The following is a 16553-nucleotide window of genomic DNA, read 5'->3' on the forward strand; positions in this document are numbered from 1 at the left end:
TTCCCTCCAATTAGACGTTACTATAGAGAGTGTAGCTCATTATTCCCTTTTTTTATTTTGTTACTTTGTCTGATTTATTTTATTAAAAAATAACCCGTTAACCCAAAATGTTAAGCAGAAAGAATAAAATTTTAGCGATGAAAGTTATTAGTTTGTTCTCTGTGGTGAGAGGTTATAACATTCCTATTATCGTTTTAGCGCAGTATTTATCGGCAATTTTCATATTGGCTCCCGAAAAAAGAGCTTTGGATATTTTACTCGATTTCAATTTATTGTTAATTGTCTTTGCTTCTGCCATTACTATTGCTTCGGGATATATTATCAATAATTTTTACGACAGTCAGAAAGATCTAATCAACAGGCCAAACAAATCTATGCTGGATAGATTGGTGAGTCAGAAGACTAAATTATCGGTATATTTTACTCTGAATTTTATCGCTGTACTAATGGCTCTAATCGTTTCCTGGCGTGCTTTTTTATTCTTTTCTCTTTATATTTTCTTAATTTGGTTCTACTCCCATAAGATAAAAAAATATCCGATTATTGGTAATTTAACCGCTGCATTACTCGCTGTAATTCCTTTTTTTGCCATCTTATTATATTTCTATAACAAAATATCTTTCGAAGAAATCGAAGATCACATGAGTCATTTCGCGGTAATTTCCGCACATGCCATGTTCTTATTTTTATTGCTTTTGATTCGCGAAATGATAAAAGATCTGGAGAATCTGAAAGGTGATCTGGTAAACAATTACAAAACGATTCCCATAATATATAACGAAACCACTTCAAAACAAATCATTACGGTTTTAACCTTTTTGACGATTTTACCCGTTTATATCCTGATTAACATTTACGATGTGGGTTTTATGGATATTTATTTTTATATCTGTTTTGTGGTAATGCTTTTTTTTCTTTTATATCTTTGGAAATCAAACTCAAAAGGGCAATATTTACTGCTGCACAACGTATTGAAATTCCTGATTGTCTCCGGAGTTTTCTGCATTGTTTTAATCAATCCAAGTGTTTTGTGGCACGGAAAGAGTTTGCTGTTGAAATCTTAATTATTATTCACACAGATTCTCAAAATTCAAACAAAACTGCACAAAAATTAAATATATTCCTTTGCGAATCTCTGTCGAATTCTTTGTCAATCTCTCTGTAAATAAGCCCAAAAAATAACAGCTATTAATCTAAGGACAATGAACTTAGGATTATTTAGCAAGAATAAACTATCTTTGCACAAATTACAGAATTATATGAACAATAAGGAAGGCAATAAAGACAGAGGCGGATCGAGACCAAATAGCTCCAGATCAAACTCTAACAAGCCAAAACCTGCCATGCAAAAGCGTGCTCAAGGGCCGAAAAAAGTGAAACCTGCTGTGAAAGCAGCTGAAGAAGAAGCGGCACAAAAACTTAAAAAACAGAATCAGGCGCCAAAAAGGCAAAAAGCTGCTGACGAAATTCGTCTGAACAAGTACATCTCAAATTCTGGTGTATGCTCGCGTCGTGATGCCGATATATACATTCAGTCCGGAAATGTCAAAGTGAATGGTGTACCGGTTACTGAAATGGGATATTTAGTAAAATTAAATGATGTTGTAAACTTTGACGGTGTTGTTCTGACTCCGGAAAAGAAAGAATACATCTTGTTGAACAAACCTAAAAACTTTACAACTGCCTTAGATGAAGGTCAGGAATATCGTAATGTTCTGGAATTAGTTCGTGGCTCTACTACCGCTAAGATTGCTCCAATTGGGAGAATGGACAAAAACACAACTGGTTTGTTGTTGTTTACAAACGATACGGATATGATTCGTAAATTTACTTTACCAAGTCAGAAATCATCTAAAATCTATCAGGTTTCTTTAGATAAAAATCTAAAATTTGAAGATTTAGAAAAAATCAGCAAAGGTCTGGTTCTTGACGGACACCGCGTTTTTGTTGAGGAAATCAGCTATATTGAAAAAGAAGCAAAAAGTGAAGTGGGTCTTAAATTACGTTCATCGAATGTAAAGGTGGTTCGTGCAATTTTCGAAAACTTTGATTATGATGTTTTGCGTATAGATCGTGTTTCATTTGCCGGTCTTACCAAAAAGAATTTACCACGTGGTAACTGGCGTTTTCTAACGGATCAGGAAGTCATAAACTTGAAAAACGTTTAATAAAACGATTTCAGACAATCCATATAAATCCTGTTTTACTGCTGTAAAATGGGATTTTTTATTTTAAGAATATTTTGAAAATATTAAAAGAAATTGTGACCAAAAAGTGTAAAGATTGATCTTCCTAAATTGGCCTGATTTTTATCATCTACTGATTCGTAACACGAAAAGCCAAGTATAATTTTGATTCCAGGGTGAATACTATTTAAGATATCTCTTTTCTGTTCTTCCAATAACAGTTTTAAACTGTCTAAAAGCTGGATATTATTTTTAAGATACGAAACGACCAGTAGTGCTGAAAAATTTAAAATTTCTCTTGCTGTCTCACTTTTGATTCCGACTTCATTTGAAATCATCTCAGAAATTCTTCCCTTTTTGTTGGTGAAAATTTCTTTTAATAAATCATTTCCCTCTTCACGATAACAATCATCTACTGATAAAATTCTTCCGGAAGTAAAATCAACTTCACCATAAAAGGTTGAATTTTCGCCAATTAATGAAACAATTTCTTTATAAAAACCTGACTCCTCTGATTTATTGTACAAGCCCATTAGAACTGTACCTATTGAAACATCAATTCCTTTTATTAAAAGGGCATCATTTTCAAAATAAAATTTATTCAGCTTTGAAACAACATTGGAAGATATAAAACGTCTAAGTTCAATTTGTAGGTTTGGAGTCATAATATTTAATTTTTTAGAAATTTATTTAAATCCATTCAAAATAACCGATAAAGTGGGGCTTTTAATCGTTTATCAGGATAAAAATATAAAATATTTTAACATTTCCAAAAGATAAGTTAAAAATTTCCCTAAGCAATTATGACGTATTCAACACCAAATTCAAAAAGTCTCAATGAACATAACCCTTTCGTTATCAAAAACAAATAAAAAAAAACGAAAGAAAATTAAAATATTTTTCACAAAAAATAAAAAAATAAGAAAAAGCTTAAACCCGGAGCAAAAATTTAAAACAATCCACTTCGGTTTTGCCACACTATACTGATAAAAATACCGAGAAAAATGATACAAAAAAGAAAATTAACAAAACTGGAAGCGAGAAATCCGAGTAAGGATCCTGTTGCCGCTTTTAACGCCCTGCGGTGATTTTTAGAATCATAAATAAGCTCCCCTATAAAAGCCCCTGCAAAAGGACCGATAATCACACCAAAAGGAATTGGGGAAAGAATTCCGACTATCAAACCGATATTGGTGCCCCAGACTCCGTAGGAACTCCCGCCAAATTTCTTAGTTCCTTTGGCCGGAATTACATAATCCAGAATCGTAATGATAACTGTTATTAAAAGTGTAATCCCTAATACCCAATAATTATTTTCAACTGCTTTCGTTAAGTATAACAGTAACAGGCCCACCCAACAACTGGATAATCCCGGCAAAACCGGCATAAAACTACCGAATATTCCAACAATCATGCACACAAAACCAAGTACTAACAATACTATATCCATACGAAAAAGAATATTTTTTTATTTAACAAAATGAAACTGCAATTTAAAACAACAATGTCTTTTAGAAAGCTACGAAGAATATCTGTAATACAAAGCTTCTAAAAAAAAATAATTGTATTTTTATACCATAATTAATTTAGTTCCATTCAACATCAAAATCTTGAAGCATTTCCCTCTTTTTTTAGTCGTACTATTTTTCAATTCTTGTCAATATTTTGAGAAGCAGGTTCCGTCTGAAAAAGAATTACTACAAAAAGAACTGAAATCAATTAACTGGAAAGAAGTAGATGAATTTCCATCTGTTGCCGATTGCGAAAAAATAGCAGCTAAAAAACAGCGTCAGCAATGCTTTTTCGAAAAAATGGCACAACTAATCCAGGAAAAATTAGATGTAGATTCTCTTTCTATTCTTTATCCCGAACTCGATACTATTGAGGTAAAAGTAACGGTGTTTCCTAACGCCACAATGAAATTCGAACCCCAATTTCCAAAAGATTCGGTCGCTTATGACACCATTAAGATCGACAGCATCCTGCATGCGCGCCTGGTTGATTTTCCAAAAGTAAATCCTGCGATCAAACGCGGAGTTCCGGTAAAAACCCAGTTTATTCTTCCTGTCATTATCACAGAAAAAAGTATGAAGTAAATTTTAGAAAGATTTGAATGCGTAAGTTCTGTTTTAGCGAACATGAATAGCTTTTTCTGAAATAAAAAACTAAACTTTAAAACTTCGTCCCTTCCAGTTGTAGGAGCCAAACAAACTATACAAAGCAACCGCCGAACTGAAAAAAGGATAGAACAAACTACTCAAAACTAAATACTTAATTCGTTTGTTCGTTAAAAATTGATTGGTGATGTAAAGCAGTCCAAAATCAATTATAAACTTTAAACCCACCAATAAAGTTAAAAGTTGCCACGACCAGATTCCGAAAAACAAAAATACAGTTCCGATTACAAAACTAAGATTTGCAAAGAAAACAATCAGTCCTAAAATTTTTCCGAATAAACTTTCGTAAGAACTTGTTTTCGCTGCCCAACGCACTCTTTGGTAAAATAGCGATTCCCAGTCCTGAGTTGGTTTTGTATGAACAATCGCTTCTTCTGCTTTTAGATAATGAACCAGATTTTGATTTAAATTTGCAACTTTTTGGAGTAAAAAAACGTCATCTCCGCTTGCAATTGCATTATTTCCCTCGAAACCATTGATCTTTTCAAACAATGATTTTTTATAGGCAAAATTTGCCCCGTTGCACATAAAAGCTTTTTGTACTCCAAAACTTCCAATGGTAGCACCTTGCAGACTCGTAAGATCTAACTGCTGAAAATGATGCAAAAACGAATTCTCGCAATCATAAGTAACAGGGCCTGCAAGCATTGAAACTTCATTTTCCTGAATGTAGTTATCAAAAGTCAGCAGCCAATTTTCAGGAACAATACAATCAGCATCGGTCGTAATAACCCAATCTGTTTTTACGTGCTTCATTGCTGTAGCAATGGCATCTTTTTTAGGAGATTTTGAAACCCTGATATTGTCAATTATCTTAATTTGGAATTTAAAAGCTGAAAGCTGAAATTTTTCCGTTGATTCATCATCAACCAAAATCACATCCAATAAATCAACCGGATAATTAAGTTCAGTGAAACTCTTCAAAAGATGAGGCAAATTATGAGCTTCATTTCGAAAGGGAACAATAATCGTAAAACTCGTCTGGGGATCTAAATTATTTTTCCGGTATTTTTTTATTTTGAAAAAACCATAAATCAACAAGCCAATAGTAATGATGTAAATTTGTAACAGGAGGAACAAGGCCAGACTCATTTTACAGCTTTCGTTTTAAAATTCAAAACATAATAACTTCCCAAAATTACCGGTAAAACAACATTTAAAAACCACATTAAAGTAGAAATAAAAACGACAATCCATTCGTTAACACCTAAAATTCCGAAGAAATAAATAGCCACACTTCCTTTGACTGCAAAGTCCAAAAACTGAAAAGTCGGCAACGATGAAGCCAAAAAATAAACTACCGCAATAGTTGCGATTAGTGTAAAATAGGGCAACTCTACATCAAAAGCCAAAAACAAAAAGTAATATTGATGTGAAAAAACCAGGTAACGGCAAATGCCTAAAAATATATTTTTCTGATGAACTGACTTTGGAATTTCATTGATTTTATGAAGCAGTTTTTCTATCGAATACCCTTTGATTTTAATCTTTTTCAATGAAAATAAAATTGCAAAAAACAAAAAGAAAACGGCAAATAAAATGACAACGGTTTTGGTTGTAATTACATTGTATTTCGCATTAAAATACAGCAATCCGAAAACACCAAAAATCACCGTCAGAATCATCTGGATTCCGTTGCAGATCAGATTCAGGAAAACCACTTTCTTTGCTTCCGATTTGGGATAAAACAATGCTTTTCCGGCGTACTCTCCTACTCCATTTGGTGTAAAAATTCCGGCTGTCAGAGCGGCAAGTACTTGTTTTGTAGCTTCTCCTATTGAAATTTCGTGAATTACCCTGGCCAGATTCTGCCACTTCAAAATCTCAAAATAACGATTCAAAACACTTAAAAGCAAAATAAAGGCAATTCCTGATACAGATTGATTTTTGCGAAACAAAATAATAAATTTCTGCCAGTCGAGTTTATCGTTGTGCGCCAGCTGATCGTAAATAAAATAAAAAGCACCTCCAACAATCAAAAGTTTGGCCAGAAGAACAAGGAATTGTTTAGCTTTGTGAGGAATTGAAATCATGCTGCAAAAGTAATCAATTTGAAAATGTGGCAATTTTAAAATTAGAAAATGAATTATATTCCTTTTTTAAAACTTTCAACCTGAAACTTCAAACCTGAAACAAAAAACTTGACAAAAGAACGCATCATATTAGGCATTGACCCCGGAACAACCATTATGGGTTTTGGATTGATTAAAGTCATCAATAAAAAAATGGAATTTCTGCAGCTTAACGAGTTGCAGCTTTCTAAATATGACAATCATTACCAGAAGCTTAAAATTATTTTTGACCGTACTATAGAATTAATCGAAACACATCATCCGGACGAAATTGCCATCGAAGCGCCTTTCTTTGGGAAAAACGTGCAATCGATGCTGAAGTTAGGCCGTGCGCAAGGCGTTGCAATGGCAGCGGGACTTTCGAGAGATATTCCGATTACGGAATACGAACCCAAAAAGATCAAAATGGCCATTACCGGAAACGGAAATGCCAGTAAAGAACAAGTTGCCAAAATGCTGCAACAGCTTTTAGGCTTAAAAGAATTACCTAAAAATCTCGATTCAACTGATGGTTTGGCCGCTGCAGTTTGTCATTTCTTTAACTCCGGAAAAATAGTTGCCGGAAAAAGTTATACCGGTTGGGATGCTTTTGTGAAACAGAATGAAGACAAAATCCGTAAATGAGAAAATTTGCCAATTAGAAAATTAGATAATTACTTTATTGCGTATCTTTTAATTTTCCAATTTGTTAATTCTTATTCGTATAGCGATCTCATTATCTAATTTTCTAATTGACAAATTATCTAATTAAAAAAAATGAGCGGAATCTACATCCACATACCATTTTGCAAACAGGCTTGCCATTATTGCGATTTTCATTTTTCGACTTCTATGAAGAAGAAAGAACAGATGGTTTTGGCTATTGCCAAAGAAATCGGGATGCGCAAAAGTGAGTTTGAAAATGAAATCGTTGAAACCATTTATTTTGGCGGAGGAACTCCTTCGGTTTTGGAAAATTCAGAACTGCAGCTTCTGATTGATACGATTTATGAGAATTACAGGGTTTCTGAAAACCCGGAAATAACGCTTGAAGCCAATCCTGATGATTTGTCGAAAGAAAGAATTTTTGAATTATCTAAAAGTCCCATAAATCGGCTAAGTATTGGAATTCAGTCTTTTTATGAAGAAGATTTAAAGATGATGAATCGGGCTCATAACAGCGCGGAAGCCATCAATTGTCTGACAGAAGCGACAAAATATTTCGACAATATTTCACTGGATTTAATTTATGGAATCCCGGGAATGAGCGACGAAATGTGGAGGCAGAATATTGAAACGGCATTGAGTTTCGGCATTCCGCACATATCAAGTTATGCCTTAACAGTGGAACCAAAAACAGCTTTAAGAAAACTTATCGATACCGGAAAGATTGCCGAACCGCAAGATGAAGTGGCTTCCAATCATTTTATGATTTTGGTGGAAACACTTGAAAAAAAGGGTTTCATTCATTACGAATTATCGAATTTCGGAAAAGAGAATCACTTTTCTAAAAACAATTCCGCTTATTGGCTGGGCAAAAAATATATTGGAGCCGGGCCTTCTGCTCACAGTTATGATGGTGAAAAAAGAGGATGGAATATTGCCAATAATTCACTTTATCTCAAATCGATTCAGAAAAATGTATTGCCAATTGAAACTGAAATTCTATCAAAATCAGATCGTTATAATGAATATATTATGACAGGATTACGAACCATCTGGGGCATTTCGCTGGACAGAATTGAAAATGAATTCGGATCTGAATATCTGGAATATCTGAACAAACAAACGCAGAAATTTCTTAATGACGATTTAGTTTTTATTGAAAATAATATTCTAAAGCCAACCGCAAAAGGAAAATTTTTAACCGATGGAATCGCAAGTGATCTGTTTTACTTAAATTTGGAAGAATAAAAATTAGAACGCTGATAAAACGGATGCCAGCAACGCCGATTGAAAAAATCCGTAAAATCCGCGTTAGAATATCCGTAAAATCCGTGTGCCCTTATGCTAGCAAAAATAAACAACTTCGAAATAGACTTGTCAAAACCAATCGACATCTCGATTCCGTTAACGAATACAGACGAAAATCCGATTGCCTGGTACATTGAAAAACCAACCATTGAACCTGTCGTTTTTGGCGAATGGATCGGGAAAGTTTCGGAAGGAAAATCTTCGACCAATTTTAACAATATCTTTTTCAATCCGCACGGACATGGCACACACACGGAATGCCTGGGACATATTACCAATAATTTTTACAGTATCAATCAAGCACTGAAACAGTTTTTCTTTGTTGCACAACTAATCACCATTGAACCTGAAAAATTGGGAGATGATTTGGTTATTACAAAAAATCAGGTTGAAAAAGCGATAAATGCATGGACTTCCAGTGCTAAAACTGAAGCTTTAATTATCAGAACAATTCCGAATCAAAAAGAGAAAAAATCCAGAAAATATTCGAATACCAATCCTCCTTATGTATCTGAAGAAGCTGCAATTTTCATCCGCGAAAGCGAAATTCAGCATTTATTAATCGATTTGCCAAGTGTAGACAAAGAACACGACGAAGGAAAACTCCTGGCTCATAAAGCATTCTGGAACGTAAAAGACACCTTACACTTAAATTCTGATGCGCGTTTAAACGCTACAATTACCGAAATGATTTTTGTTCCCAATGAAATTGCAGATGGAAACTATTTGCTAAATTTACAAATTGCATCATTTGAAAATGATGCCAGTCCGAGTAAACCAATTTTATATTCTGTACTATTTTTTTGATTCTAATTTTAACTTGTAGTTTTGAACCTGCAAAAAAATATTAAAAAATGAAACCAGCAAAGAAACCAAACCTGAAACGAACCGGTCACCGTGCAATTTGGTCCTATCTTTTTCTTCCGGTTTTTATTTTCTCTTTTAGCAGCATATTCAGCCAAAACAAGCCACAAAAAGACACGGCCAATTTTATTTATTATCCGGATAAAATAATGGTTCGGGCAAACGTAAGCACGCAAAGTGACAATTATTTTTTAAATAATAAAAAGGGGACTAATTTAGATTTAGAGACCAACAACAGCTACAAGCTATTCTTAAATATCGATTATAAATTTATCGGATTTAGTTACGGATTCTACCCGAAGTTTTTTGGCGGTAATAAAGATGAAAATTTAAAAGGAAAATCTTCATTTTCAGATTACAATTTTCGCTTCTTTTTAGGAAGATGGCTTCAGACAGTCCAATTCAGTAAAACAAAAGGTTATTACGTCTCCAATATGTCTGATTTTTCACCTGGCTGGGTAGAGGGAAAAGATCCGTATCTTCAGTTTCCGGATTTTAAAACAATACAATACGGAATGTCAACATCTTATCTTTTTAACCCAAAATTTTCACTAAAAAGTATTACCTCGCTTACCGAATGGCAAAAAAAGAGCGCAGGAAGCTTTATTCCTTCCTTAATTTACACCTACAACACCATTAAATCAAAAACAGATGATCTTGACGGTAAACAAAAAGAATTTGATGTTCGATTGGCTGCGGGATATTATTATAATTTCATCATTGGGAAAAGGTTTTATATTGCACCCAATTTATCCCCATCGCTTGGCGTAAAATTTTTAAAGGACAAGAGTACTGATTCCGGTGTCACAACTATCGAGAAACATACTTACTTAACCCGAAACCTTGAAGGCGGTATAAAAGTGGGCTATAACAGCGATCGCATACTTTGCGGAGCAAGCTTAAACTTTAGCAACAGTTCGTATAACGAAGATAAATCTACTATTATTTCTAATGACAAAGTCTACGGATTATTGTATTTTGGCTATCGTTTTGATGCTCCGGGGTTTATTAGAAAGCCAGTTGAAAAAATTGACGAGAAAATTAAAATGTAACACCACCTAAAAACTATAGTACTGCAACAAATCATGAATCAGATTACCGTTTCGACAGATAAAAACAAACTTGATGTTCCGTTTATTCAAACTTTTTTAAAAGATATTTACTGGACTGCGGCACGAACAATCGAAGAAGTGCAGACTACTATTGATTCTTCGGTTTGTTTTGGAATTTATTTAAATGATAAACAGATTGGTTTTGCACGCGTGATTACGGATTATGTGGTTTTCGGATATGTGATGGATGTTTTTATTACCGAAGAACATCGCGGCAAAGGTTACTCTTCTGTCTTAATCGAAAAGATGATGAGTGAACCCGTTCTGAAAGATATTAAAATCTGGAGATTAGCCACAACAGATGCACATTTTTTATATGAGAAATTTGGGTTTAAGGCATTGGAACATCCTGAAAAAATGATGGAAAAGAAATTACTATGAAAACAATAATCAAACTGGAAGAATTAGGCTTATTTATTTTTGGGATTTATTTATTCAGTCTCTTAAATTATCAGTGGTGGTGGTTTTTGGTCTTAATTTTAGCACCGGATTTTTCGATGCTCGGTTATATTCTGAATACTAAAATTGGTGCTTATTCCTACAATCTATTTCATCATAAAGGGCTTTCCGTTTTGCTGTATTTAGCAGGTTGTTATTTAAAAATAGAATTGCTGCAGCTTGTTGGCGTTATTTTATTTTCGCATGCTGCAATGGACCGAATATTTGGTTATGGATTAAAGTATGAAAAAGGATTTAAATACACCCATTTAGGTGAAATAGGTAAATAAACAATGATATGAATTTAGAAACGTTTTACGAATATTGTCTTTCGAAAAAAGGAGTGACTGAACATTTCCCGTTTGATGAAGATACTTTAGTTTTTAAAGTTGGCGGAAAAATGTTTGCCTTATCCTCCTTATCGCAATGGGAAAAAAGCGAACCGTCCGTAAATTTAAAATGCGATCCCGAACGTGCACAGGAGCTAAGGGCAGAATACGAAGAGATAAAACCCGGATTTCATATGAGTAAGGTACACTGGAATACAATTGCACTAAACGGAAATCTGCCAGCGAAATTCGTAAAAGAATTAATTGATCATTCATATGAACTGGTTTTCAAAAGTTTGACAAAGAAAATTCAAAATGAAATTATTGAATTAGAAAATTAGGCATTACATTTGCATCGTAGGAAAAAAAACTTAGCAACTTATACCCCATGAAAGAACAATTTAAAAAGTTTTTAAACGAAGAACAAGATCCAAAGGCGATTGAAAAAATCACTTCGAAACTCAATGATTTATTGATGAAAGGTGAAGAAATCGGATACATCGCGGTTCAGAAAAAACCAGCAATAACTGTTTTTCCTGATAGTATTGTATTAACAAACAAAAGAATTATTATTTGTAAACCTAAAAATTTAGGTCTTTCAATGGACTTTACAGATTACACCTGGGATGAAATCGTGGGTACTTTTGTAAAAGAAAACATTTTAGGTTCAGAGTTCTCTTTTTCTACGAAAACCGATATTCAGGCTTCGATAGATTATATTCCAAAAATTCAGGCTCGTAAAATTTTTACTTATGCTAAAGAACAACTGGATATATTAAAAAACCCAACTGCTGCAACTCCTGTAACAGAAGCGGTTCAGGAAGAAGAAGAATTTGAAACAGAAGACGAAATCGAAGAAGTGGAAACGGAAGAAGTAACCAGTTTTGCAGAAATTATGCCGGCTGTTACGCCATCTTACACGGAGACTTTTGAGCCAATTCAGCCTCAGGCTCCGACCGGAGATCGTAAATTAAGCGAATTATCCAAGGAAGAGCTTTTTGATAAACTACAGAATTACAAAAAATTACTCGACAACGGTTTAATCATGCAAGGTGAATACGATACATTCAAAAAAGAAATATTGAGTTACATGTAGTGTTTAACCGCAAGGAAATCAAAGTTTTACGCAAATCACACGAAGAAAAAGCATAAAAAAACCATCTCACAGGATGGTTTTTTCTTTTATAAACTTTGCGCTCCTTGCGGTTAATTTTACAAAGTAGCTTTCTGTTTTTCTACAAAACTATTAGATTGCAATTCCAGTAACTCTTTTGCATTTTTACGTTGCAGATCATACAGGCTTTTATCTTCGGCTATATCCGAGTAAACTCTGTCGTGCATTTCTGCACTGGTTTTAACCAATAAATCACGTTGGTATTTATTCTGCGATAAAGTAGCTTTCATAGCAGTTTCGGCTTCTTCCTGCTTGAAATCAAATTCGCCTTTAGGAGCAAGTAATTTGGCAATAATCGGAGAGGTTTCTATCGCCAGAAACAACAACATAATAAAGAATGACGGCAGCCATGGCAATTTATCCAAAGCATTAATTCTCGCCATTAAACCATCAAAACCTTCTATGATGGGTTGTGTTTGCGATACTTTTTTATCTAAATCGGACTGAAGCTGTTTTCCTGTTTTTTCTTTCTCAGCTATTTTTGCTTCGTTAGCTGCCTTTAGCGTTGCAAATTCTTTTAGGGAAGCGTCGTGTTTTTCGCGTTTTTCTTTATAAACAGGGCCTTTTCCCAATTTCTTAGTTCCTGCAGTTCCTTCAGCTTCTGTGATGTAAGTCGAATATAAGGCATTTACTTCCTTCTCTTTTTTCAGAATATCATTTTTCAAAGCCGTAATCTCCGCCTTATTCTTGTCTAAATCTGATTTGAAATAATTGCCAACCTGTTTTTTGTTGGCCAGTTCCATTTCATTTTTTTCTTTCAATAAAACAGTATTGATTTCTTTTTCGAAAATTTTAATCTCCAATGGCTTCGAAATTACGATGGCAATAATAACCGCCAAAAGAATTCGCGGTGTAGCCTGAAGAAATTCATCTAAAAAACGATCTCTTTTTTTAATCGTCGAAACGATAAACCGATCTAAATTGAAGATTAGCAAACTCCAGACAAATCCGAAGATTAAAGCCGGATAAATGGAGTCAAAAACAGTAAAAAGCGCGTAAGCACTGGCCAGGAAAGCCATAACTGCAGTAAAAAAAACAGTTGCGCCGATACCCACATATTTGGTTTGTTCCCCTTCTGAACAACCGTCCAGCAAGTCTCGGTCGACTCCTGAACAAAGGATAAAAAATTGTTTTAACATGATTGATGATTTTTGATTGATGATTACTTCGTCAGTTCGCCCTTCGGGCTCGTGTGATAGGGCAAATTTAGCGCCAAAATTTTGATTCTCACGCAAATAGTTGATTTGTTTTTACTTAGACCACTTCAAAATGATGTTTATTAAATGTTATTTAAACATTAATCCTTTTGTAATTCAGGTCACAAATCATAACACTATGTTAATTTTTTTCAACAAGTTTAATAATACTTAGGTTTTAGTTTCGCAATTAAAATAAACCAAAAAACACAATGAAGAATTTTTATTTAGTAGTAACACTCTTTTTATTAACCATGTCCGGTTATGCTCAAAAGGCGATAATATCCGGAAAGGTATTAGATGCCGATGACAAACTCCCGTTACCGGGAGCAATGATTCAGATTGTAGGCGAAAACAAATACACTGTTTCAGATTATAATGGGCGATTTGAATTGCTTAATATAAATGTAGGTACTTATCAGGTTTTAGTAAAATATATTGGTTACACTTCAATAACGCATGAAATAACTGTAGAACAAGGTAAAAACAATGTACTTGATTTTGTTCTTAAAGCTTCAGGAACCGAATTAAATGAAGTTGTTGTCGGAGATATCTTAAAAGGTCAGGCCAAAGCCCTAAATCAACAAAAAAACAATAAAAATATCGGAAACGTAATCTCCTCTGATCAGGTAGGTCGTTTTCCCGATGCTAACGTGGGTGACGCTTTAAAACGTGTTCCGGGAATCACCATGCAAAATGATCAGGGCGAAGCACGTAATATTATTATTAGAGGTTTGGCTCCTTCTTTGAACTCTGTTACGCTAAATGGCGACAGAATTCCGTCTGCAGAAGGAGATAACAGAAATGTACAAATGGATTTGATTCCATCGGATATGATTTCGACTATCGAAGTGAATAAAACCCTGACTTCAGACATGGATGCAGATGCTATTGGAGGTTCTGTAAATTTAATTACCAGAGCCACTCCAAACGGCGAAAGAATCTCTGCTACTCTTGCAGGAGGTTATTTGCCTATACGTGAAAAAGCAAGCTACACCGCAGGTTTAGTATACGGAAATCGTTTTTTTGATAATAAATTAGGTGCTGTTTTCAGTGGATCTTACAACAATGTAGATTACGGTTCTGACAACATTGAAAACGAATGGGTAAAAGATGAGTTCGGAAATGAATATTTACAGGCATCAGAAGTTAGAAAGTACGATGTACAACGTATTCGCCGCAGTGGATCTGTTGCTTTAGATTACAAATTTGATGAAAACAATACCATTTTCGCCAATGCTATTTATAACTGGAGAGATGACAGAGAAAATCGTTTCAGAACGACTTACGATGATATCGAACCGATTTACAATGGTGAAACCATTACCGGTTTTGAAGGTCGTGTAAAACGCCAGACAAAAGGCGGAGTTGATAACAGCAGAAACAAAAACAGAAGATTAGAAGATCAGCGTGTTCAGAATTATTCTATTCGGGGAGAGCATTTAATCAATTCGAAATTAGATTTAGACTGGTCGGCGAATTACGCCAAAGCGAGAGAATACCGTCCGGGTGAACGTTATATTGAATACCGTCAGAAAGGTTTGGAAATCAGTGAAGATTTATCTGATCTGAGATTTCCTTTACTAACTACAACCGGAGAATCTGTAGAGGATTTCAAATTTGATTCGGTAACAGAAAATACCGATGATACCAGCGAAAGTGAATTTGGAGCTAAAGTAAACATCCGTTTTCCATTCACCATTATTCCTTCTCAAAAAGGAAGACTTAGAACAGGACTTAGACTTCGTTTAAAAGAAAAAAAGAGAGATAATATTTTCTATTCGTACGAACCAACAGGCGATGGAATGGAATTATTATCTGATGTTTCAACAAGTTATTTTGATGGTAAAAATTTTAATCCGGGCAGCAAATATGTTCCGGGAACCTTTGCTTCTGCCGGTTTCTTAGGAAGTCTTGACTTGAATAACGCAACTTTATTTGATAAAGAAGCTGACGCTGCCGAATATTTGGCAGTAAACTATAATGCCAAAGAAAATATTTATGCTGCCTATGTAAGATGGGATCAGGATTTCAATGACAAACTATCAATGGTATTGGGTTTCCGTGTTGAAAATACGCATATCGATTATACCGGAAATCGTGTCTTAGATGAAGAAGAACTAGAAAGTAAAATCAATACTACCAATTCATACACGAACGTATTGCCAAGCATCTCTTTCCAATATAATGCTACAAAAGATTTAGTTTTAAGAGCTGCTGCTACAACCGCTTTAGCAAGACCAAACTATTACGCCCTGGCTCCTTACGTTAATAATATTGCAGCCGATAAAGAAATTACAGCCGGAAATCCGGACCTTGACGTAACGTATTCGTATAACTATGATTTCATGGCAGAAAATTATTTCAAATCTGTCGGATTAATTTCAGGAGGTGTTTTCTACAAAAGATTAAATGATTTCATTTACAATTACAGCGACAACCAATATACGGATGCAAAATTTGCTGCTGATTTCCCAAATCAGGCAAATCCGATTCCGGCAGGTGAAAACTGGTCATTTGTACAATCAAGAAATGGGGACACGGTTGATGTTTATGGTTTTGAGGTTGCTTTTCAGCGTCAGTTGGATTTCTTGCCAGGGAAATTTTTAAAAGGATTTGGAATCTATCTGAACTATACTTACACCAAATCTAAGGCAAAAGGAATTGCTGATGAAGACGGAAACGAAAGAAACAACATCAGTCTTCCGGGTACCACTCCTCATATGTTTAACGGATCTTTATCTTGGGAGAACAAAAGATTCTCTGCCAGAGTTTCGACCAACTTTACTTCAGATTATTTAGATGAATTAGGTTCAGAATCTTACAAAGACAGCTATTACGATAAACAACTTTTTGTTGACGCCAATGCTTCTTTCAAAATCACACCAAAACTTCGTCTTTTTGCAGAAGCCAATAATTTAACCAACCAGCCATTGCGCTATTACCAAGGTGTTGAAGCGCATACCAAACAAGCAGAATATTACCAGGCCAGATATAATTTTGGATTGAAATTCGACTTGTAATAATCAATTTATAAAATTCTTAAATTAGA

Annotated in this window: 17 protein-coding genes; 12 read left to right on the forward strand and 5 right to left on the reverse strand. The window is 34.5% G+C overall.

Annotated features, from left to right (window positions below; translation table 11 throughout):
• Positions 1-107: 107 nt before the first annotated feature.
• Positions 108-1064, forward strand: coding sequence for a geranylgeranylglycerol-phosphate geranylgeranyltransferase (locus EV142_RS01805; RefSeq protein ID WP_132032146.1), 957 nt, complete (start codon positions 108-110; stop codon positions 1062-1064).
• Positions 1065-1259: 195 nt separating this feature from the next.
• Entirely contained in the window at positions 1260-2168 is a 909-nt protein-coding gene (locus EV142_RS01810; protein WP_132032148.1) for a pseudouridine synthase, read from the forward strand.
• An 83-nt stretch (positions 2169-2251) separates the two neighbouring features.
• On the opposite strand, the gene EV142_RS01815 is transcribed toward EV142_RS01810, so the two are convergent.
• Both EV142_RS01815 and EV142_RS01820 read right to left on the reverse strand, forming a co-directional pair.
• Entirely contained in the window at positions 2252-2851 is a 600-nt protein-coding gene (locus EV142_RS01815) for a DUF937 domain-containing protein (RefSeq protein WP_132032150.1), read from the reverse strand.
• A gap of 284 nt (positions 2852-3135) precedes the next feature.
• Entirely contained in the window at positions 3136-3636 is a 501-nt protein-coding gene (locus tag EV142_RS01820; protein WP_132032152.1) for a DUF456 domain-containing protein, read from the reverse strand.
• A 160-nt stretch (positions 3637-3796) separates the two neighbouring features.
• On the opposite strand from EV142_RS01820, the gene EV142_RS01825 reads away from it, so the two are divergent.
• A complete protein-coding gene (locus tag EV142_RS01825; protein WP_132032154.1) occupies positions 3797-4282 on the forward strand; it encodes a hypothetical protein in 486 nt (161 codons plus the stop codon).
• Between the two features lie 69 nt (positions 4283-4351).
• On the opposite strand, the gene EV142_RS01830 is transcribed toward EV142_RS01825, so the two are convergent.
• Together EV142_RS01830 and EV142_RS01835 are read right to left on the reverse strand one after the other, a co-directional pair.
• Positions 4352-5455, reverse strand: coding sequence for a glycosyltransferase family 2 protein (locus EV142_RS01830; RefSeq protein ID WP_132032156.1), 1104 nt, complete (start codon positions 5453-5455; stop codon positions 4352-4354).
• Entirely contained in the window at positions 5452-6396 is a 945-nt protein-coding gene (locus EV142_RS01835) for a lysylphosphatidylglycerol synthase domain-containing protein (protein WP_132032158.1), read from the reverse strand. Before EV142_RS01835 ends, EV142_RS01830 begins: the two co-directional genes overlap by 4 nt.
• A 108-nt stretch (positions 6397-6504) precedes the next feature.
• On the opposite strand from EV142_RS01835, the gene ruvC reads away from it, so the two are divergent.
• The 8 genes from ruvC to EV142_RS01875 all read left to right on the forward strand — a co-directional run bounded on the left by ruvC (position 6505) and on the right by EV142_RS01875 (position 12227).
• Entirely contained in the window at positions 6505-7059 is a 555-nt protein-coding gene (gene ruvC, locus EV142_RS01840) for a crossover junction endodeoxyribonuclease RuvC (RefSeq protein ID WP_132032160.1), read from the forward strand.
• A 132-nt stretch (positions 7060-7191) separates the two neighbouring features.
• A complete protein-coding gene (gene hemW, locus EV142_RS01845) occupies positions 7192-8328 on the forward strand; it encodes a radical SAM family heme chaperone HemW (RefSeq protein WP_132032162.1) in 1137 nt (378 codons plus the stop codon).
• A 93-nt stretch (positions 8329-8421) separates the two neighbouring features.
• Entirely contained in the window at positions 8422-9195 is a 774-nt protein-coding gene (locus EV142_RS01850) for a cyclase family protein (protein WP_132032164.1), read from the forward strand.
• A 47-nt stretch (positions 9196-9242) separates the two neighbouring features.
• Complete coding sequence (locus EV142_RS01855) at positions 9243-10304, forward strand: DUF4421 family protein (RefSeq protein ID WP_132032166.1); 1062 nt, start codon at positions 9243-9245, stop codon at positions 10302-10304.
• A gap of 33 nt (positions 10305-10337) precedes the next feature.
• Positions 10338-10745: a GNAT family N-acetyltransferase gene (locus tag EV142_RS01860; RefSeq protein ID WP_132032168.1), complete on the forward strand. Its 408-nt coding sequence runs from the start codon at positions 10338-10340 to the stop codon at positions 10743-10745.
• On the forward strand, positions 10742-11092 hold the full coding sequence (locus EV142_RS01865) for a DUF4260 domain-containing protein (RefSeq protein ID WP_132032170.1): 351 nt from the start codon (positions 10742-10744) through the stop codon (positions 11090-11092). The genes EV142_RS01860 and EV142_RS01865 overlap by 4 nt, the downstream gene beginning before the upstream one ends.
• 8 nt (positions 11093-11100) lie before the next feature.
• Positions 11101-11472 (forward strand): MmcQ/YjbR family DNA-binding protein, encoded by a 372-nt coding sequence (locus EV142_RS01870; protein ID WP_132032172.1) that lies wholly within the window; start codon positions 11101-11103, stop codon positions 11470-11472.
• 47 nt (positions 11473-11519) lie between these two features.
• A complete protein-coding gene (locus EV142_RS01875) occupies positions 11520-12227 on the forward strand; it encodes a PH domain-containing protein (RefSeq protein WP_132032174.1) in 708 nt (235 codons plus the stop codon).
• Between the two features lie 116 nt (positions 12228-12343).
• Here EV142_RS01875 and EV142_RS01880 read toward each other — a convergent pair whose 3' ends face one another.
• Positions 12344-13444 carry a DUF4407 domain-containing protein gene (locus tag EV142_RS01880; protein WP_132033172.1) on the reverse strand — a complete coding sequence of 367 codons (1101 nt, stop codon included), beginning with the start codon at positions 13442-13444 and terminating at the stop codon, positions 12344-12346.
• Positions 13445-13713: 269 nt separating this feature from the next.
• On the opposite strand from EV142_RS01880, the gene EV142_RS01885 reads away from it, so the two are divergent.
• Complete coding sequence (locus tag EV142_RS01885) at positions 13714-16524, forward strand: TonB-dependent receptor (RefSeq protein ID WP_132032176.1); 2811 nt, start codon at positions 13714-13716, stop codon at positions 16522-16524.
• Positions 16525-16553: the final 29 nt, after the last annotated feature.

The sequence above is a fragment of the Flavobacterium circumlabens genome (assembly GCF_004345565.1).
GTDB classification, from domain to species: domain Bacteria; phylum Bacteroidota; class Bacteroidia; order Flavobacteriales; family Flavobacteriaceae; genus Flavobacterium; species Flavobacterium circumlabens.

Excerpts from the sequence above, each read along its gene's own strand:
- EV142_RS01820 (WP_132032152.1), bottom strand. The coding sequence starts at position 3,636 with ATGGATATAGTATTGTTAGTACTTGGTTTTGTGTGCATGATTGTTGGA.
- EV142_RS01860 (WP_132032168.1), top strand. The coding sequence starts at position 10,338 with ATGAATCAGATTACCGTTTCGACAGATAAAAACAAACTTGATGTTCCG.
- EV142_RS01885 (WP_132032176.1), top strand. The coding sequence starts at position 13,714 with ATGAAGAATTTTTATTTAGTAGTAACACTCTTTTTATTAACCATGTCC.
- EV142_RS01810 (WP_132032148.1), top strand. The coding sequence starts at position 1,260 with ATGAACAATAAGGAAGGCAATAAAGACAGAGGCGGATCGAGACCAAAT.
- hemW (WP_132032162.1), top strand. The coding sequence starts at position 7,192 with ATGAGCGGAATCTACATCCACATACCATTTTGCAAACAGGCTTGCCAT.
- EV142_RS01865 (WP_132032170.1), top strand. The coding sequence starts at position 10,742 with ATGAAAACAATAATCAAACTGGAAGAATTAGGCTTATTTATTTTTGGG.
- EV142_RS01830 (WP_132032156.1), bottom strand. The coding sequence starts at position 5,455 with ATGAGTCTGGCCTTGTTCCTCCTGTTACAAATTTACATCATTACTATT.
- EV142_RS01880 (WP_132033172.1), bottom strand. The coding sequence starts at position 13,444 with ATGTTAAAACAATTTTTTATCCTTTGTTCAGGAGTCGACCGAGACTTG.
- EV142_RS01850 (WP_132032164.1), top strand. The coding sequence starts at position 8,422 with ATGCTAGCAAAAATAAACAACTTCGAAATAGACTTGTCAAAACCAATC.
- EV142_RS01870 (WP_132032172.1), top strand. The coding sequence starts at position 11,101 with ATGAATTTAGAAACGTTTTACGAATATTGTCTTTCGAAAAAAGGAGTG.
- EV142_RS01835 (WP_132032158.1), bottom strand. The coding sequence starts at position 6,396 with ATGATTTCAATTCCTCACAAAGCTAAACAATTCCTTGTTCTTCTGGCC.
- EV142_RS01815 (WP_132032150.1), bottom strand. The coding sequence starts at position 2,851 with ATGACTCCAAACCTACAAATTGAACTTAGACGTTTTATATCTTCCAAT.
- EV142_RS01875 (WP_132032174.1), top strand. The coding sequence starts at position 11,520 with ATGAAAGAACAATTTAAAAAGTTTTTAAACGAAGAACAAGATCCAAAG.
- EV142_RS01855 (WP_132032166.1), top strand. The coding sequence starts at position 9,243 with ATGAAACCAGCAAAGAAACCAAACCTGAAACGAACCGGTCACCGTGCA.
- EV142_RS01805 (WP_132032146.1), top strand. The coding sequence starts at position 108 with ATGTTAAGCAGAAAGAATAAAATTTTAGCGATGAAAGTTATTAGTTTG.